The organism is Paraburkholderia phenazinium (assembly GCF_900142845.1).
Classification (GTDB): Bacteria; Pseudomonadota; Gammaproteobacteria; order Burkholderiales; family Burkholderiaceae; genus Paraburkholderia; species Paraburkholderia phenazinium_A.
Genome location: NZ_FSRU01000001.1, coordinates 2,748,176 through 2,765,458 on the forward strand (window position 1 = coordinate 2,748,176; position 17,283 = coordinate 2,765,458).

Genomic DNA, 17,283 nt, shown 5'->3' on the forward strand with positions numbered 1-17,283 from the left:
GTCAACTCTGCCGGAGCTTTCGCCCCAACATGTTCTCCCGACTCTCGATCAAGATCCGCATCTGGGCGACGGTGGGATGCCTTGTCACGCTTCTGCTCGCCATTGGCGTGCTGGGCCAGGTCAGCACCGACTCCGGCAGGACCGCCCTGCGTGAAACCTACTCCGTGCAACTTGCCTCGGCGGTCGCGATGGGCGACAGCAAGTACAACCTTGCGATTGCCCGCGTGACGATGGACCGCGCGCTGCTGCATCCCGAATCGCCCGACCTGCCGACCCTGATCTCCAAGGTACACGGCTACCTCGGCACCTCGAAGCAGGCACTCGCCCGCTACCTCGCGCAACCCCACGACGCCGAAGAGCAACGCCTCGCCGACGTCGTGTCCGCGAACTTCGACAAGCTGCTCAACGAAGGCATCGAACCGGCCTTGCAAGCGCTGCAGCATGGCGACCCCAAGACGGCCGATACGATCACGATGACGACCATGCCGGCCCTCTCGCTCGCCTTGACCAAAAGCACCGACCAGTTGAACGCGTACCTGCTCAAACGCGGTTCCGACAACTACGACGGCTTCCAGCAGACGCTCAAAACCATGAGCATGGTGTCGGCCGCCGTGATGTTGCTCGGCGTCGCCATTGCCGCGCTGTGCGCGCTCGGCTTGCAAAAGGCGATCTCCGTGCCGCTGACCAACGCAGTGCGCGCCTGCTCGGCGATTTCGAAGGGCGATCTCACGCATCCGATCGCCGCGGACGGCCACGACGAAATGGGCCATCTGATGCGCGCGCTCTCGGCCATGCGCGACGGCCTGCTAGGCACCGTGTCGTCGGTGCGTGACGGCAGCGCCAGCATGGTGACGGCCACCCAGGAAATCGCCGCCGGCAATGCAGACCTGTCGCGCCGCACCGAATCGCAAGCGGCCGCCCTCGAGCAGACCGCCGCCAGCATGGAGCAACTGACGGCGACCGTAAAGCAGAACAACGCCAACGCGAGCCACGCCAGCCAGCTCGCCAAAGAGGCCTCGGAGATCGCCGCGAGCGGCGGTGGCGTGATGGATCGGGTGGTGGGCACGATGGCCGACATCCACGATCAGTCGGAAAAGATGTCGGCCATCATCGGCGCCATCGAAGGCATCGCCTTCCAGACCAACATCCTGGCGCTGAATGCCGCGGTCGAAGCCGCGCGCGCCGGCGAACAGGGCCGCGGTTTCGCGGTGGTCGCAAGCGAAGTACGCACGCTCGCGCAACGCTCGGCCGCAGAGGCGAAAGAGATCAAGGGCTTGATCCAGGCGGCGGCTACGCGCGTCGGCGACGGCACGGGTCTCGTCGAAACCGCCGGCACCACGATGCAGCAAATCGTGCAGTCGATCCGGCGCGTCAGCGACATCATGACCGAGGTCGCCGCCGCATCCGGCGAGCAGAGCGACGGCATCGAACAGGTCAACCGGGCAGTCGCGCAGATGGACGAGGTGACCCAGCAAAACGCGGCGCTGGTCGAGCAGACGACGGCAGCGGCGCTGTCGCTGGACGAACAGGCCAAGGCATTGCAGCTCGCGGTGTCGCGCTTCAGGCTTTGATGTCCGGGGCTTGCACGGACCGTCAGGTGCAGTCCGATACCCTGCCGCAGACCTCTTTGAGCGACGCCGCTTTCCTCGCGGCGTCCCGCCACCCCGCCTTCCCCGGCCGCGGCCTCGCCAAGGCCATGTAGAATCGCCTGAAGGACCCATCGTTTCGAGCGCGGCGGCACACTGCCCGCTCCAGGCCAGCATCAAGGTCCGCGGCCGCGTTCTCCGCCTCCCATGCAGCAACAGGGCTCTGGTTTGCCCTGCCTGGCCGCGTCCCCACACAATCCAATACCCATCCTTATCGATGCCGAATCAGACCCTGCTCCAGCTTCTCAATGCGCGCGTCCAGGCTGCCCTCGCGGCAGCCGGCTGTGCGGACGCCTCCGCCAATGTTCAGCCCGCCAGCCGTCCGGAACACGGCGACTATCAGGCCAACGGCATCATGGCCGCAGCCAAGTCGCGCAAGCTCAATCCGCGCGCGCTCGCGCAAACGGTGGTAGAGCATCTGCAGCTCGACGGCATTGCCAGCCACATCGAGATTGCCGGACCAGGCTTTATCAACATGACGGTCGCGCCGGACTACCTGGCCGGCTGGGTCAAAACCGCGCTCGACGACGAGGGCGGCCTCGCCGTCCCGCGCGTAAGCGGAGACGCCGTGCAATGCGTCGCGATCGATTACTCGTCGCCGAATCTCGCCAAGGAAATGCACGTTGGGCATCTGCGCTCAACCGTGATCGGCGATGCGTTGGCGAGAGTCCTGCGTTTCGTCGGCCACAAGGTCGTCGCGCAAAATCACGTGGGCGACTGGGGCACGCAATTCGGCATGCTGACGGCGTGCATGGACGAAGCCGGTCCCGACGACGCATCGAACCTCGCCCTCGCCGATCTCGAAGTGTTCTACCGGCATGCGAAAAAACGCTTCGACGAAGATGCGGCCTTCGCGAATCGGGCGCGGGACTACGTCGTCAGACTGCAAGGTGGCGATCCGCGCGTACTCGAGCTCTGGAGACGTTTTCTCGAGGTCTCCATGAGCCATTGCGAGGAGATCTATCGCCGGCTCAACGTGGGTCTGACGCCTGCGGACGTCTACGGCGAAAGCGCCTATAACGACGACCTGCCCGTGGTGGTGGCGGATCTGCAGGCCAAAGGGCTCGCCGTGACGAGCGACGGCGCACAGGTAGTCTTTCTCGACGAGTTCAGCAGCAAGGACGGCGTGCCGGCCGCGTACATCGTGCAGAAGCAGGATGGCGGCTACCTCTATGCCACCACCGACCTCGCCGCAATACGCTACCGCGCCACCACGCTGAAGGCCAACCGGATGCTCTACGTGGTCGACGCCCGGCAGAAGCTGCATTTCCAGCAGGCATTCTCCGTGGCGCGTCAGGCGGGTTACGTCCCGGCGGGTGTGCAACTGGAGCATGTCGGCTTCGGCGTGGTGCTCGGCGACGACGGCAAGCCGTTCAAGACCCGCAGCGGCGATACCGTCAAGCTCGCCGAACTCCTCGCGGAAGCCACCCAACGCGCCTTCAATCTCGTCACCGAGAAAAGTCCGGAGTTGCCGGAAGCGGAGCGGCAAGCGGTGGCCCAGGTCGTCGGCATCGGCGCGATCAAATACTTCGACCTCGCCAAGAACCGCAGTACCGATTACGTATTCGACTGGGCCAGCATGCTGTCCTTCGAAGGCAATACCGCGCCATACCTTCAGTATGCTTACACGCGTATCAAGAGCGTGTTGCGCCGCGCCGGCGAATGGGACGTCAATGCCAAGGTGACTCTCGTGGAACCCGCCGAGCGCCAACTCGCGCTGCAGTTGGCGCGCTTTGCCGACGCCGTGCTCGCAGTCGCGCAGGATGCCTTACCGAACACCCTATGCGCCTATCTGTACGAACTCGCGGCGGCCCTCATGCGCTTTTACGAAGCGTGTCCGGTACTTAACGCAACGGGCGAGACGCGCACGAGCCGGCTGCAGCTATGCCGGCTGACCGCCGATACGTTGCGCACCGGACTCGGACTGCTAGGTATCGAAGTTCTGGAAGCGATGTGACGGCTCAGCGCCGGATGGCAGGCGACAGGCAGAAAAAAGAAGACCGGCTCGCGCCGGCCTAAAGATTCTAGCGTTTCCGAGGGCGTGCTAGAACCTGAGAGAGTCGCCATTGTGCCTTGCCGCGATGCGTGTGTTTGATCAATAAGGGCCCGAATCTCGTCGCTTATTCACGTTTTAACAAGCGGCCTGTTCTGCACACGCTACAACAACGAGCAAAGCGGCTTGGCCGCGCAACGCGATATCCCAATCTGTGACACCGACGGCTAACGAACCGCCTCGCGCACGCGTCATCGTGCGCGGCCGTTAATGGTTTCGTAAGGACGTCCCAGGCTCACACACTGATTAGACGCAGCACTCTACGCACTCGCATCGAGCGCGACGCTTTGCGCAGCGCACACGCCTAGCGAAGACCAGGCGGCCACCTCGTCACTCGCCGCTACGCGCCGCCTGTCGGCCATGCGAGCACCCTTCTCTCCGGTCACCGCGGACAAAACCAGCGGCTTTCCTGGCACCCTCCCGCCACGCCACGTCATTCGATTTCCCTGCCGGAAAACAACAAGTTTTATTTCTATCAAACAAATTTTGACTCGGGCATTGTGGCTTGGTAGTGTTTCGCAACTAATCGTAAGGCATATCTCAAGAGGTCTGGCATGCCGCTCAAGGTAGCGGCTGCAATGACGATCCGATACCCCGCAGTACCCGTCGGTCAGTGAGTCGAAGTGGCATAGCAGTAAAGCATTTCGTAAGGAATGCATAATGTTTCTGTGTGCTTGATAAGCAGACGCGGTCGCCAGCCATCTGAAGCGAGTGAGACTGGATCTCCGACACGCGTCTAGCAAGATAAAAAACGCTGCGCAATCCGATAATAAATGTTTAGTACTCCGATACTAAACACCAGCTTCCCCATGCGGTCAGCCGTGCCTTGTGCGTGGCAAGACCCACTGCGCGATGACCGGCGTGGGAGAAGCTGCTGACGGAATCCGGCGGATTCACGCCGAGCATGGAGTGGGGAGGTCCAAAAGACCTCTCTTCGCACAACAGCGTATGGCCTTACTGACAAGTGTGAGGGGAATGATGAAACAAAGGGCATTAGCAATCGCCATTCGAAGAATAATCTGGGCTGAACTGGCACTCTCAGCCGCGATCGCCGTTCCGGCGTTCGCGCAAAGCCAGCCGGCTGCAACGGAGGCAACACCAGCAACGCCTGCCACGGCTCCAGGCGGTACCACCAGCGGCACCACGCCTCCAACGCCCGGCACCTCGGGCGTCACCGGCACCGGTACCCGCGCGGTGAAGCAGCTGCAAACCTTCCAGGTGACAGGCTCGCTGATCCGCAGTTCGGACAAGGTCGGCTTCAACCAGGTGCAGACGGTCACCCAGAAGGACATCCAGGACAGCGGCGCGACCAGCGTGGCCGACTTCCTGCGCACCACCACCGCCAACTCCGCGAATAGCTGGAGCGAAGGCCAGACCGGCAACTTCGCCGCAGGCGCCGCAGGTATCGCCTTGCGTGGTCTGAGTGAGAAATACACACTGGTCCTGATCGACGGGCAACGGGTCGCGCCGTTCGCGTTCTTCTCGAACAGCGTGGACAACTTTTTCGACCTGAACACGCTGCCGCTCAACACGATCGACCGCATCGAAATCGTCAAAACCGGTGCCGTGTCGCAGTACGGCTCGGACGCGATTGCGGGCGTGGTCAACATCATTACCAAGCACGACTTTCAAGGTCTGCAACTCGACGGCAGCTACGGCAGCTCAGTGAGCGACGGAGCCGGCAACGGCACGACGAAGTTCAGTGTGCTCGGCGGTTTCGGCGATCTGAACTCGGACCGCTTCAACGTCACCGCATCGGCCAGTTACTACGACAACGCCGGCTCCACGCTGGCGGATCGCGATACAACGGCCAATCAGGATTTCACCAACATGCCGGGCGGGCTGTCGTTGCTCGCGCCGTCGTACTGGAACACGGCGAACGGTGCGCAGGCGCTCGCGGGTTGCCCCAACGGCGGCTCGGTGCGTCCGGCCGGCACCAATTACCTTGGCGCGCTTGCAGGCGGCGGGACAGTGTGTGCCGCCAATACGGCCAACGACACCTCCATCGTGCCGGAGACGCAACGTCTGAGCGCGAAGGTTCACGCCGACTTCAAGATTAACGACACCACCACGGCGTACGCCGATCTGTGGGAGAGCCACAACCAGACCACGACCAACGACGGTCTGTGGAACAACATTGTCGGCAACCCGGAAACGCCGACACTGATCTATTCGCCGGGAACCGGTCTCAGCCCGTTCAACAATACGGTTCCGCTCACCAACCCGTACAACACGACTGGTGCGGCTACCCCGTTGACGTATGCGTTCCCGGCGGCGGTGGCCGAAAAGACGGATTCCAATTTCTGGCGCGCATCCACCGGCGTCAAGGGAACGTTCGCGTTACCGAACGGAGATTGGGATTGGGCGACCTCGATCAGCCACTCGCAAAGCACGGTCGACAATACGTACACGAACCAGCTCAATGCGAATGCGCTGACCAATATCTTCCAGAACGGCACGTTCAACTTCGCGAACCCGGCCTCGACGCCGAACGGCTTGAATGGTCTGTATCAGAGCGCCACGAACGAAGGGATTTCGAAGCTCGATACGGTCGACGCCACCTTGGCGACGCCGACCCTGTTCCACCTGCCTGCGGGCGATGTGGGTATCGGTTTCGGCGCGCAGTTCCTGCACGAGAGCGAGTTCATCAGCCCGGGCGCCGAGTATCTGACCGGCCAGGTTGCGAACGTGGATCTGGAAACTGTGAACGGCCAGCGTAACGTCGCCGCGGTCTACTACCAGATCGATGTGCCGATCATCCAGAACCTGACGTTCAGCCAGTCCGGCCGTTACGACCACTACAGCGATTTCGGCGGCGCGTTCTCGCCGCGTTTCGCCCTGCGCTATCAGCCGGTGCAGGCCATGACGATGTACGCGTCGTATAACCGCGGCTTCCGTGCACCGACCTTCGTCGAAGACAGCAAGTCGCAAACGCTGGGCATTCAGGATCTTCCGTCGGGGACCGTCACTACGATCACCTCGGGCAATCCGGATCTGCAGCCTGAACGCACGAAGAACTACAACATCGGCTTCGAACTCTCGCCGACCCGTACCACCGACGTGGGCCTCGACTGGTACAAGATCCGCATCACCAACGTGATCGGCGAAGCGCTCGCCCCGTCGCAGATCGTCACGAACCCGGCCAACGGTCAGACCCTCTACGAAGTGTTCCCGTACGAGAATCTGGGCTACCTCGATACGAACGGCTTCGAAGGCACCTTCCGCCAGTCGTTGCCGACGAAGGTCGGTACGTTCGTGTTGTCGGCCGACTGGGCTTACGTCGATGCGTTCAACCTCGGCACACCGACGGGCAAGGTCAACGGCGCAGGCAACAACTTCACGCTGACCCAACCGTTCGGCGGCAGCTTCCCGCGCTGGAAGGGCAATACGACGCTGTCATGGGCGTATCACCAGTTCAACACCGCGCTGACCTGGCAGTTCACCGGACCGTATGCCCAGACGCTCGCAACTCAGGCCGCGACCGCACCGTCGGACAAGGTCGGTTCGTACAGCCAGTTCAACCTGATGGTGACGTACACGGGCTTCAAGCACTGGACCATCTACGGTGGCATGAACAACATCTTCAATCGTGCGCCTCCGTTCGATCCGCTCTGGGCCGACAACTCGCTTGATCAGTCCGGTTACGACCAGTCGCTGTACACCTACGTTGGCCGCTTCGCCCAGATCGGCGCGACGTACAAGTTCTGAAGACGCAGCAAGGCAAGTAGCACTCCTGTTCCTCTCGAACCGCTCCGGGTCCCCTTTTCAGTCACCGGAGCGGTTTTTTTTCATGAGAGATCAGCAGGCGGAAATCAGATTTCATCCGCGAATTCGTCGAGAAAGCGCTGCAAGCGCTCATGACGCACGCGCGCCAGCCGGGCCCCTGTGTCGGTCCGGAAGCCCGATACCAGCTTGAGCAGCTTCGCGCGAAAATGATCGAGTGCATAGCGACGGTCGTCGAGCGGCCGCTCCGATGCGTGCGGATCGAGCGGGTCGTATAAGGCACTCCCCATCCGGCCCGCCACATAGAAACATCGCGCCACCCCCAGCATGCCGATCGCGTCGAGCCGATCCGCATCCTGCAACGTTTTCGCCTCCAGCGTCAGCGGCTCGATGCCGGCCGAAAAACTGTGCGCGGCCACCGCGTGCGCCACGGCGTCTATCTGCGCCTGCGGCCAATCGAGCGCGCTCAGCACACGGGCGGCTTTGTCAGCGGACAGACGCGAGGCCTGAGCACGCAACGGCGAATTTTTCTCGGTGGGAACGCAGTCGTGCAGGATCGTGGCGGCGAACAGGACCTGCGCGTCGCCGCCGTCCTCGGCCTGAATGGCCGCTGCGTTCTTCCAGACACGCTGCAAATGCGACGTGTCGTGCGAACCGTCGCCGCTCGCGTCGCCCGCGTGCGGCAACAAGGTTCGAGCCAGATCCTGAAACGGGAAAAATGCGGGTTGTGTCATAGGCGTTGCCGGTTCAATGGGCCGACGATTATCGCCTGGGCGCGCCTTCCCGCCGCGCCGAATTCAATGCGCGCCGATCAACCCGCGCAGCGCGGCATCGCGAACGTCCATCACGTCGAAGATCCCGAGCGCCCGCAGCGCCGGCAACGCGTCGACAATATCGCGCTCGGCCTCGCCACGACTTTGCTCGGAGGCGTCGCGGTCGCACCAGATCCTCGCGTTGACGAGAAACGCGCCCACGGTGCCCTTGCGCACGGTGACGCCGTCGAGGTCCCATTGATTCACATGGTCGGGTAAGAGCTCGTGTGCTTTCATGACTGTCCGTCCTGGTTGAGTGGCCGCGCGAGCGGCCGGTTGCAGAGATTCCACTCTAGATGGACGGATGCAGCGCGTCTCCGGTATAAAGGCCATTCGATCCGTCGTTTCGGCCATGACCCAACCGCTGATTTCCCCGCAACAGGCGCAGTCCGCTCACGGACCCTTCCTGATCGCTGTCGAACAGACCGGCGACGACGTGCGCGTCACGCCTTCGCACGGTCACGCGCGCGGCCAGTTGCTGGGTGCGCTGCGCGGGCTGTTGTCGGTCGGCGTCGACAACCAGCAATGGGTCGTGCCCGCCATCCACGCGGTCTGGATTCCGCCGCATCGTACGCATGCGCTTCGCTCGCACGGCGCCTATGCGGGCTGGAGCGTCTATATCGAGGAAGCGGCCTGCGCGCCGCTGCCCGCCGAACCTTGCACGGTACGGACGTCCGCCTTGCTGCGCGAGGCCGTGCGGCGTGCCGCCAGTTGGCGCAGTGCGGTCCTGGACGCGCCGCAACTGCGGGTGGCGGGGGTGATCGTCGACGAAATCCTGAGCCTGCCGCGCGAGCGTCTGGGCTTGCCGATGCCGCGCGACGCCCGCTTGCAACGCATCGCGCAGGCGCTCACCGACGATCTGGCGGACAACCGGCGCCTCGAACAATGGGCGCAATGGGCCGCGCTCTCACCGCGCACCTTGAGTCGCCGCTTCGTCGACGAGACGGGCTTCAGTTTCGCCGAGTGGCGGCAGCAGGCGCGCCTGTTGCGTGCGCTCGAAATGCTCGCTGCGGATCTGCCGGTCACGACCGTCGCGCTCGAACTCGGTTACGACAACGTGAGTGCCTTTATTGCGATGTTCAAGCGCGCGCTGGGCAGCACACCAAGCCGGTATTTTCATTCGTCGGCTGCAGACCCCGCGCCGCCGTCCGCCACCACGACGGCGACGGACGCTGACGCATAGCGTGCGCCGCTGTTGCATTCGTCGATCTGGCCGGCCACGTTATTGAACGCATGCAGATAGACGCTGGATGACTTGCCGTCGCGGCGCGCGAGTTCGGCGAGGTCGAGCACGGCGGCGTACTTCAACGCACAACGCGGCGGATGCGATAACCGCGGTAAATGCGGTAAATGCGGTGAATGCGGCGCCAGGATGGACGTGGGAAACGGCCCGTCATCCACGCCCGGGACCGGCACAGCAAACGCGTTCGTTTCGCCTGCCGTTCCGGCCGTAACGGCGACCACTGCGGCAAGCGCGACGATCAGCGTCGCGAACTTCATCCGTCTGAAGAAAGAGCGGGTACGGGTCACGTTTTCACGCGAACGGGCCGGGGTCATGCTGCCCTGCCCGCCCCTCGCTTGCGGCTCGCCTTGCATGCGGACTCCTGATGATTGGACGCCGCGGTTCATGACCAGTGAGCCGGAATCCAGATACCGCCATACCAGTGACCCGGCACCCACACCACAGGACGCGGTGCGACGTAGACCGGACGCGGCGCGACGTAGACCACACGGGGTGCGACATACACGGCGGGCGGCGGAGGCGGCGGCACATAGACCACCGGGGGCGGCGGTACATAAGCGACAGGCGGCGCCACGACGACCGCCGGCGCACGCACCACCACCGCGGTGCCGCCCGTCGTGACGGTACCGCCGGCGACCACCACACCGCCCGTTGTAACCGTACCGCCGGCGACCACCGTGCCGCTGCTCGTGACGGTGTTGCCGTGCACCCCCGTCACGCTGCTCGACGTCGTCACCACACCCGGCGCTACGCGCGTGGCGCTGCCGGAATGATCGACGGTACCGCCGTCCGGACCGGTCACCGTCCCCGAGCGATAACAGGAATTGCCCGCGCAATTAGTCGAAGCCGCATGGTTGTACGTGTTGCCGCTCGACCCGGTGACCGAGCCGGTGGACGAATACTGCCCAGGCGCATCGCGCGTCACGCTGCCGGAGGTGCTGGCGGTCTTGCCGTCGGGACCGGTCAGCGTGCCCGTGTGCGAACAGGTCCCACCGGCGCAACTGGTATCGCCGGCATGCTGGACCGAATTGCCATAGCGTCCGGTCGCGGTGCCCGAGTTCGAAAACTGCCCCGGCGCCGTACGCGTCACAGTGCCGGTATTGGTAGCCACACCGCCCCAGGGGCCGGCGACGCCGCCCGCGTGCGAGCAGCTTCCGCCGCCGCAAGAGCCGGCGTGCGCGCCGTTATACGTGCCGCGCGAAGTGTAGGCCGTGCCGCGCGAGGTCCAGGCCGAGGCCGGCGCGCAGCCGAGCACCGACACTGCCGCGCACGCCGCAAGGGCGAGCTTCTTGATGGTGAGGCGAACACGCACGGCGCTAGCGGTGGAAGCCAGCCAGGCGCTGGCGGTGGAAAGCTGAAACGAGGCGTTTTTCACGGTATGTCCTTCGCAGTTCGGGCCACATTGAGCACTCTGGCGTGGCGACGAACGGACTATAGAAGGACGGCTGCGCTGACACTATTGCAAAGATATGTCGCGCGGTTTCACCGCAAGCGGCAGCGCGCGGAGGCCCGCCACGCGGGCGTCTGAGCGCCTCACTCAGGCACCGTGACATCTCGCGACATAAAGTGCGCGAGTCGTGAAGACCAGGTACGGCGCGCCGAAACCACCCGCGCCTCCCACCTCAATGTATTTGCACGCTGCCCTCAGGCAGCGTAAAGACCGCGATGGCCGCTTCGAGCTGGGCGGTCTGTTCTTTCAGGACCTCTGCGGATGCGCTCGCCTGTTCCACCAGCGCCGCATTTTGCTGGGTCGTGCGGTCCATGCTCGCGACCGCGATGTTCACCTGCTCGATACCCGAACTTTGTTCCACCGAGGCCGCGCTGATTTCGCCCATGATGTCCGTCACGCGCCGCACCGCCTGCACGACTTCCTGCATGGTCTCGCCCGCTCGCTCGACGAACTGCGAGCCGCCTGCGATCTGCGCGGCCGACTCCTCGATCAAGGCCTTGATTTCCTTTGCCGCGGCCGCGCTGCGTTGCGCCAGATTGCGCACCTCGCCCGCCACCACCGCAAACCCGCGCCCTTCCTCGCCGGCGCGCGCCGCCTCGACCGCCGCATTGAGGGCGAGGATGTTGGTCTGAAACGCGATCCCTTCGATCACGCCAATGATGTCGCCGATCCGGAGCGACGACTGCGAGATGCCGTGCATCGTCTCGACCACCTTGCCCACCACGTCGCCGCCGCGCACCGCCGTCTCCGATGCGTTGTGCGCCAGTTGGCTGGCCTGCCTGGCGTTGTCCGCGTTCTGCTTCACGGTCGCCGTGATCTGCTCCATGCTGGCGGCCGTTTCGCCGAGCGCGGTGGCCTGCTCTTCCGTACGGCGCGACAGGTCCGCATTGCCGGAAGCAATTTCGCCGGAGACCGTGGAAAGTAACGTGGCGCCGCCGCGGATTTGCGCAATCGCCTGGGCGAGGCGCAACTGCATTCGCTGCATGGCCGCGAGCAGGCTGGTGTCGTCGCCGTTGCGGGTCGCGACCACGACGTCGAGCTCGCCGTCGGCGATGCGGGTTGCGATCTGCGCGGCATAGGCCGGCTCGCCGCCGAGCTGGCGCAGAATGCTGCGGGCGATCAGCCCGATCACAATCGACACCGCCACGCACAGAAACAGCGCCGCCACGACGTACTGCACGAGCGTCAGATAAAACGCGGCGTCGATGTCGTCGGTAAACACCCCGGTGATGATGGTCCAGTCCCATGGCTTGAAGAGCCGGACATAGTTCACCTTCGGCGCCATTTTATTGGTAACCGGTTTCATGAACTGCAGATTCATGAAGCCTTCGCCGTTACGTTCAGCCAGATCCGAGCCTTCCTGGAACACGTGATGACCCGTGGGATCCGTGAACTGGCTCATGTCCTTGCCGTCGAGCTCGCTGCGCACGCCGTGCATCAACACTTTCGCGTGGGCGTCCGTGATCACCAGATAGCCGCCCGAGCCGTCGTAGTGCATCGCCTTCAGATCGGCGAGTGCGTTGCGCTGCGCGTCGGCGAGCGGCAGGGTACCCGCCGCGGCAAGCTCGTTATAGCGATTCACCACGCCATACGCCACGCTCACCACGCTTTTCAGTTCGGCCTCGCGGCCTGCGATCATCGTCTCGCGGGCCTTGAAGGCGCCCCACAGGCCGATCGCCAGAATTCCCATGCACATGACCGCCACCGCCAGCCAGAGCCGTACCTTGAGCCGAAAGCGTTCCATCTCCGCACCTTTTCTATGTTGGTGAGCGCCTGCACGATACGTGCGTGCAGGCTTGTTATGTCCGTCAAGCGGGTTAACGGCGGGAGACGGCGGAAACTTCAGTGGGCGCCGACGGCCGCCGCGGCAGGCCGCGCGCCGCCAGGCGACTGGGGCCGGACAGCCGCAGCCGGCGCACTCGCGGGCAGCAGCTTGCCTTGCCACAATTGACGCAGCGTCATGACGACGAGCACGGCGATTGCGAGGTTCGCGAGCACGAACAGGCCGGCCGCCAACCATGCTTCCTGACCGCTCGCACCGCGTTCGACCATGCGCATGGCCATCGTCGGCAAGGCGGCGACGCCGAAGCTGAAGGCCCAGTACGACGGTGCAAAGGCCTGCTGGCGAATCCACGGCAACAGGCGCAGCAGCAACAGAGCCTGATAGATGCCGTAGCCGAGCAGCAGGTAGGCGAACAGGTCGGGCGCGCCGCTCGTCAGGCTCAGGTAGGCCACACCGCCCACGACGGGCGGGGCCAGTTGAATTCCCAAGGTGGGGCGCAGCGCCTCGGGCAAGGCTTCGTGGACGGCGGCGCGATGCAGGATCAGCGATTCGATGGCGAGCCACGACAGCACGCCGGCGCCGAAGAACAGCATGCCCAACTGGTGCCAGCCGAACGCGGCGGAAGCCGTCGCGGCCACGAAGTTGGTGGCGACGGCGGGCAGATAGACCGCCGGCGTGACCAGTTCCGGCGCGCGTCCGCCCTGCCAGAGGCGGCCTTGCAGGAACACACCCAGCGCCAGTCCGCTCGCGGCAGCAAGCCAGAACAACGCCACCGCCGCGACGTGCGAATAGTTCAGCAACGCCCCGGCGGCCAGCAAGGCGGAAACCGGTACAAGCGCGACAAACGACGATTGCACCGGGTGCTGCAGTTCGGCGCGTGCCTCGGCGCGGTGCGCGATCCACTTATGCGCGTAGGCTGCCCCAAGCACCAGCCACACGGCGAACGCGCCAAGCGTCAACAGTTGCGCGACGCTCGCCGGTACCGGCCAGATCCGGCTCGCCACGCGCCACGCATTGGCCAATGCAAACAACCCGACTGCGATGCCGAAGAAAGCGACCGGCATGGGTCCACGATGCGTATTCATCTGCTTTACTCCTGAAGATTCGAGCCAGGTGTCCGGCGGCGCCGCACAGGCCTGTCGTTCAGACGTACTTTAGGAGCGGGCGACTCGCGCGGGAATGCCGCGCCATCGCAACAAGATGCTCATTCGTCTCAGGGTGCGCTTCGATGCAGCAAAGCCGCCTGAAAGGTATGATGGAAAGCCGCCCCTTCCGGGACCTTCCGGAGCGGAGCGCGCCGCGCAGTCGCGACCAGCAGTGGCCGGCGTTGCGACAGGCGGGATGAAGGACGTGCCAGAAACCGAATCTAACCACGGAGTGAACGATATGGCTTTGCACAAGGCAGTATGGGTAGCAGTGGCACTTGCAGCATCGATCAACGCGCATGCACAGGTCGCCGGCACACAGCCTCTGAGCGTCACCGTCGAGCAGTCCCAGGCACTTCTGCAGGGCTGGAGCGTCAAGAAAAGCGTGCTGGGCAAAGCGGTCTATAACGACCAGAACGAAAAGATCGGCTCGGTGCGCGATCTGATCGTCGCCCCGGACGGCTCCGTCTCGGCGGCGATCCTGTCGGCGGGCGGTTTCCTCGGCGTCGCCACGCACGACGTCGCCGTCCCCATCGCCGCGCTCGACGTCCGCGGCGGCAATCTGTATCTGCCCGGCGCCACCAAGGACGCGCTGAAGGCGACGCCGGAGTTCCAGTACGCCAAGGTGCAAACGCCGCCCAAGCCCAAGAAGGTTCAGGCACAGTAACGCGCCGTTCGCCGTCATGAGTTGAAGGGGTTGCGGCTGACAAGCTCAGCCGCAACCGCTGCTCGCCGTAGTCATCGCGCTTCACCCTCTGGCGGTTCACCCGCCCCCACATCCCTCCTCTGCCCCATAAACCGGCGCCTATGACCGGGATGCCGCCTCGCCCATGATCCCGTCCCGGCAAGGCGCTACGGATGACTACGGTAAATACCCCCAATTGACGCTCGCTATATCCGCTCATATATTTCGAGCGCGGCGTAGGGGGACGAGCCTTGAATACGCGGCTGAACAACAGAGGTCCCGTATTTGATGTCCAAGGAAATCATCGACTCTCATCTCATCAAGGTCCTGCACACGCTGCTCACCGAATCCAGCGTATCGCGCACCGCAACCTTACTGGGACAGTCGCAACCGACGGTGAGCGTCGCCCTGCGCAAGCTGCGCGAAATGACCGGCGACCCGCTGCTGGTGCGCAGCGGCAGCCGGATGGTGCCGACCAGCCATGCGCTCACGCTGATCGACCCGGCCGCGCAGGCGCTGAGCAGCATCGCCGCCATCCTGCACCCGACCACGACCTTCGATCCGGCCACCACGAACCGGACCTTCCGCATCGGCTCGCCGGATTATCTCGACGTATTTTTTGTGCCGGCGATTGTCGACGCCTTTCATAGCGAGGCCCCGGGTGCGAAGATCGAATTCAAGCATCTGATGATGGTCGACGGCGGCTACGAGCATGGCCTCGAAAGCGGTTTCCTCGATCTGGTGATCGGCAACTGGCGCACGCCGCCGGAGCATCTGCACCTGCAGCCGCTGTGCAAGGACGAACTGGTTTGCCTGATGCGCGCCGCTCATCCGATCAAGCCTGGCCGGCTCACTCAAGCCGTCTATCAGGAGGCCGAACATCTGGCCGTCACCACCTACAACACGACCGCGTGGGGCACCATCGACGTCGAACTGGCGCGCAACGGTTTGTCGCGCACGGTAACCACCACGCTGCCCTACTTCGGCATGGCCCCCTACGTGCTGGTACGCTCGAACCTGCTGTTCACCACCACGCGTGCGCTCGCCACGCACTACACCGGTCTGTTGCCGCTGCGCATCGAGCCCGTCCCCGGCGGCGCACAACCGTTGACGTATTACCAGCTCTGGCACGACCGGACCCATCGCAGCGCCGCCGCCATGTGGCTGCGTAGACTGGTGGCGAACGTGGCAAAGAATCTGCTGGAAACCTGATCAGCCATAAAAAAACGCCGCAAGCGAAGCCTGCGGCGCAATGCGAAGCATCAGTGGCGCTGAGAGGTGACAGGCCCGTTACGCCACCGATCCGGCGCGAAGTGAGGTCGGTCAGATGGAAGATTTGTTATCGTTGGAACCTCGCGACAGACGAGCCTACGCCGGCGCCGAAGCGGCGCTCGCCGCCAGCACCTTGAGCAGTTCGGCCTTGCCTTCGGTCGCCGCCCCGACCAGCGCGAAGCCAATCGGCTGGCCATGCTCGACGTGGTGACAGACGGCGCGCGCGGCGTGAGGCGCATCTTCGGCGGTCGGCTCGATGCGCCACTCACCCTCCATATGCGGCACCACCACGACGGCAGGCGCCGCCGGCGTCTTGACGATCACCGGCATCACCGGGAACGCGACGCGCGTCGCTTCGCCGTTGAGCGTGCGCGCCAATGCACGCGCTGCGTGCATGATCGGCAGAACGTAGGGTTGCAGTTTGCCGTCGAGCGCCGCGCAATCGCCGAGCGCGTAAACATCCGGCACGCTGGTGCGGCACCAGGCATCGGTATGGATGCCCTGCGCGACTGCGATGCCGGCAGCCGACGCCAGCGCCGTGCGCGGGACCAGACCGATCGCCGAGACCACCAGGTCGGCATCGACGGCCTCGCCATCGTCCAGCGTCAGCCGATAGCCGGCCTGCAAGCGCTCGATGCTCGCAACACCGCGCCCAAGATAGAAGCGGATGCCGCGCTCGCTCAACGCGTTGGCGAACACCTCACCGGTGCGCTCGGGCAGCAAACGCGCCAGCGGCGTGCTGGCCGGGTCGATCAACGCGACGGTGTGGCCAGCCGACAGCAGGTCGTTGGCAAACTCGCAGCCGATCAACCCTGCCCCAAGAATCGCCACCGAGCCGCATCCGTTTAACGCTTCCCTGAAACGGGCGTAGTCCGCGAGATCGTTGATCGAGAGAATCTCGTCGGCACCACTGCCGTCGATCCGCAACCGCCGCGGGTCGGCACCTGTCGCAAGCACCAGCTTGCCGTAGCGCAGCGGCTCGCCTTCCACCACGATCGTATGTGCATCCGGCACGATGCGCTCGACCCGCTGATGCGTGCGGATCTCAGCGTTGAGTTGCTTCGCCATCGCCGCCGCGTCGAAGTTCGCCAACGCGTGCGCTTCCTTCTTCATTGCCAGCGCAGTGGACAGCATCGGCTTCGAATAGAAGCTGCCGTCGTCCTGACTGATCAGGACGAGCGGGACCGCCGCGTCGAGCTTGCGCAATTCGCGTGCGACCGTATAGCCGGCGAGTCCCGTGCCGACGATGACAACCGGCGCTTGCGCCTGATTGGATGCGTGTTCGCTCATACCGTTATCCGTTGCATTTCGAAGTCATGTTTGCCGGTCGCGCAATCGGGACATATCCAGTCGTCGGGGACGTCTTCCCAGCGCGTACCGGGCGCGAGGCCCGCTTCGGGCAGACCCAGCGCCTCATCATAGCGAAACCCGCAGATTACACATTCCCAGATGTTCATCGCCATTCTCCCGA

General features: G+C 64.2%; 14 protein-coding genes. 6 read left to right on the forward strand and 8 right to left on the reverse strand.

All coding sequences use genetic code 11. From position 1 onward, the window contains the following. The first annotated feature begins 29 nt into the window (after positions 1 to 29). The 3 genes from BUS12_RS11985 to BUS12_RS11995 all read left to right on the forward strand — a co-directional run bounded on the left by BUS12_RS11985 (position 30) and on the right by BUS12_RS11995 (position 7,407). The gene (locus BUS12_RS11985) at positions 30 to 1,571 is read left to right on the forward strand and encodes a methyl-accepting chemotaxis protein (protein WP_074295896.1); all 1,542 of its coding nucleotides are present in this window, start codon (positions 30 to 32) and stop codon (positions 1,569 to 1,571) included. A 292-nt stretch (positions 1,572 to 1,863) separates the two neighbouring features. After that, entirely contained in the window at positions 1,864 to 3,603 is a 1,740-nt protein-coding gene (gene argS, locus BUS12_RS11990; RefSeq protein ID WP_074295897.1) for an arginine--tRNA ligase, read from the forward strand. Positions 3,604 to 4,677: 1,074 nt separating this feature from the next. Continuing rightward, a complete protein-coding gene (locus BUS12_RS11995) occupies positions 4,678 to 7,407 on the forward strand; it encodes a TonB-dependent receptor (RefSeq protein ID WP_074297403.1) in 2,730 nt (909 codons plus the stop codon). A 104-nt stretch (positions 7,408 to 7,511) separates the two neighbouring features. On the opposite strand, the gene BUS12_RS12000 is transcribed toward BUS12_RS11995, so the two are convergent. Both BUS12_RS12000 and BUS12_RS12005 read right to left on the reverse strand, forming a co-directional pair. Further along, the gene (locus tag BUS12_RS12000; RefSeq protein ID WP_074295898.1) at positions 7,512 to 8,156 is read right to left on the reverse strand and encodes an HD domain-containing protein; all 645 of its coding nucleotides are present in this window, start codon (positions 8,154 to 8,156) and stop codon (positions 7,512 to 7,514) included. Between the two features lie 63 nt (positions 8,157 to 8,219). After that, positions 8,220 to 8,471: a hypothetical protein gene (locus BUS12_RS12005; protein ID WP_074295899.1), complete on the reverse strand. Its 252-nt coding sequence runs from the start codon at positions 8,469 to 8,471 to the stop codon at positions 8,220 to 8,222. Between the two features lie 115 nt (positions 8,472 to 8,586). Here BUS12_RS12005 and BUS12_RS12010 point away from each other — a divergent pair, with 115 nt between their 5' ends. Continuing rightward, complete coding sequence (locus BUS12_RS12010; protein ID WP_074295900.1) at positions 8,587 to 9,417, forward strand: AraC family transcriptional regulator; 831 nt, start codon at positions 8,587 to 8,589, stop codon at positions 9,415 to 9,417. On the opposite strand, the gene BUS12_RS12015 is transcribed toward BUS12_RS12010, so the two are convergent. From BUS12_RS12015 to tehA, 4 genes are all read right to left on the reverse strand, one after another. After that, complete coding sequence (locus tag BUS12_RS12015; RefSeq protein ID WP_143788308.1) at positions 9,351 to 9,791, reverse strand: hypothetical protein; 441 nt, start codon at positions 9,789 to 9,791, stop codon at positions 9,351 to 9,353. The two genes, BUS12_RS12010 and BUS12_RS12015, sit on opposite strands and share 67 nt — an antisense overlap. Positions 9,792 to 9,859: 68 nt before the next feature. Next, positions 9,860 to 10,852: a PXPV repeat protein gene (locus BUS12_RS12020; protein ID WP_074295902.1), complete on the reverse strand. Its 993-nt coding sequence runs from the start codon at positions 10,850 to 10,852 to the stop codon at positions 9,860 to 9,862. 247 nt (positions 10,853 to 11,099) lie between these two features. Further along, on the reverse strand, positions 11,100 to 12,671 hold the full coding sequence (locus BUS12_RS12025) for a methyl-accepting chemotaxis protein (protein WP_074295903.1): 1,572 nt from the start codon (positions 12,669 to 12,671) through the stop codon (positions 11,100 to 11,102). Between the two features lie 98 nt (positions 12,672 to 12,769). Continuing rightward, positions 12,770 to 13,795, reverse strand: a complete 1,026-nt coding sequence (gene tehA / locus BUS12_RS12030; RefSeq protein WP_074295904.1) for a dicarboxylate transporter/tellurite-resistance protein TehA — start codon at positions 13,793 to 13,795, stop codon at positions 12,770 to 12,772. 301 nt (positions 13,796 to 14,096) lie between these two features. On the opposite strand from tehA, the gene BUS12_RS12035 reads away from it, so the two are divergent. After that, complete coding sequence (locus BUS12_RS12035) at positions 14,097 to 14,522, forward strand: PRC-barrel domain-containing protein (RefSeq protein ID WP_074295905.1); 426 nt, start codon at positions 14,097 to 14,099, stop codon at positions 14,520 to 14,522. A 306-nt stretch (positions 14,523 to 14,828) separates the two neighbouring features. Further along, positions 14,829 to 15,752 carry a LysR family transcriptional regulator gene (locus tag BUS12_RS12040; RefSeq protein ID WP_074295906.1) on the forward strand — a complete coding sequence of 308 codons (924 nt, stop codon included), beginning with the start codon at positions 14,829 to 14,831 and terminating at the stop codon, positions 15,750 to 15,752. A 156-nt stretch (positions 15,753 to 15,908) separates the two neighbouring features. Here BUS12_RS12040 and BUS12_RS12045 read toward each other — a convergent pair whose 3' ends face one another. Continuing rightward, entirely contained in the window at positions 15,909 to 17,102 is a 1,194-nt protein-coding gene (locus BUS12_RS12045; RefSeq protein ID WP_074295907.1) for an NAD(P)/FAD-dependent oxidoreductase, read from the reverse strand. Next, complete coding sequence (locus BUS12_RS12050; protein ID WP_074297405.1) at positions 17,099 to 17,269, reverse strand: rubredoxin; 171 nt, start codon at positions 17,267 to 17,269, stop codon at positions 17,099 to 17,101. Before BUS12_RS12050 ends, BUS12_RS12045 begins: the two co-directional genes overlap by 4 nt. Positions 17,270 to 17,283 lie beyond the last annotated feature (14 nt).

Bases quoted from the DNA above. Each gene is read 5' to 3' on its own strand.
- BUS12_RS12005 (WP_074295899.1), bottom strand. From the start codon at position 8,471: ATGAAAGCACACGAGCTCTTACCCGACCATGTGAATCAATGGGACCTC.
- BUS12_RS12045 (WP_074295907.1), bottom strand. From the start codon at position 17,102: ATGAGCGAACACGCATCCAATCAGGCGCAAGCGCCGGTTGTCATCGTC.
- BUS12_RS12025 (WP_074295903.1), bottom strand. From the start codon at position 12,671: ATGGAACGCTTTCGGCTCAAGGTACGGCTCTGGCTGGCGGTGGCGGTC.
- BUS12_RS12050 (WP_074297405.1), bottom strand. From the start codon at position 17,269: ATGAACATCTGGGAATGTGTAATCTGCGGGTTTCGCTATGATGAGGCG.
- tehA (WP_074295904.1), bottom strand. From the start codon at position 13,795: ATGAATACGCATCGTGGACCCATGCCGGTCGCTTTCTTCGGCATCGCA.
- BUS12_RS12040 (WP_074295906.1), top strand. From the start codon at position 14,829: ATGTCCAAGGAAATCATCGACTCTCATCTCATCAAGGTCCTGCACACG.
- BUS12_RS11995 (WP_074297403.1), top strand. From the start codon at position 4,678: ATGAAACAAAGGGCATTAGCAATCGCCATTCGAAGAATAATCTGGGCT.
- BUS12_RS12035 (WP_074295905.1), top strand. From the start codon at position 14,097: ATGGCTTTGCACAAGGCAGTATGGGTAGCAGTGGCACTTGCAGCATCG.
- BUS12_RS12000 (WP_074295898.1), bottom strand. From the start codon at position 8,156: ATGACACAACCCGCATTTTTCCCGTTTCAGGATCTGGCTCGAACCTTG.
- BUS12_RS11985 (WP_074295896.1), top strand. From the start codon at position 30: ATGTTCTCCCGACTCTCGATCAAGATCCGCATCTGGGCGACGGTGGGA.
- BUS12_RS12010 (WP_074295900.1), top strand. From the start codon at position 8,587: ATGACCCAACCGCTGATTTCCCCGCAACAGGCGCAGTCCGCTCACGGA.
- BUS12_RS12015 (WP_143788308.1), bottom strand. From the start codon at position 9,791: ATGACCCCGGCCCGTTCGCGTGAAAACGTGACCCGTACCCGCTCTTTC.
- argS (WP_074295897.1), top strand. From the start codon at position 1,864: ATGCCGAATCAGACCCTGCTCCAGCTTCTCAATGCGCGCGTCCAGGCT.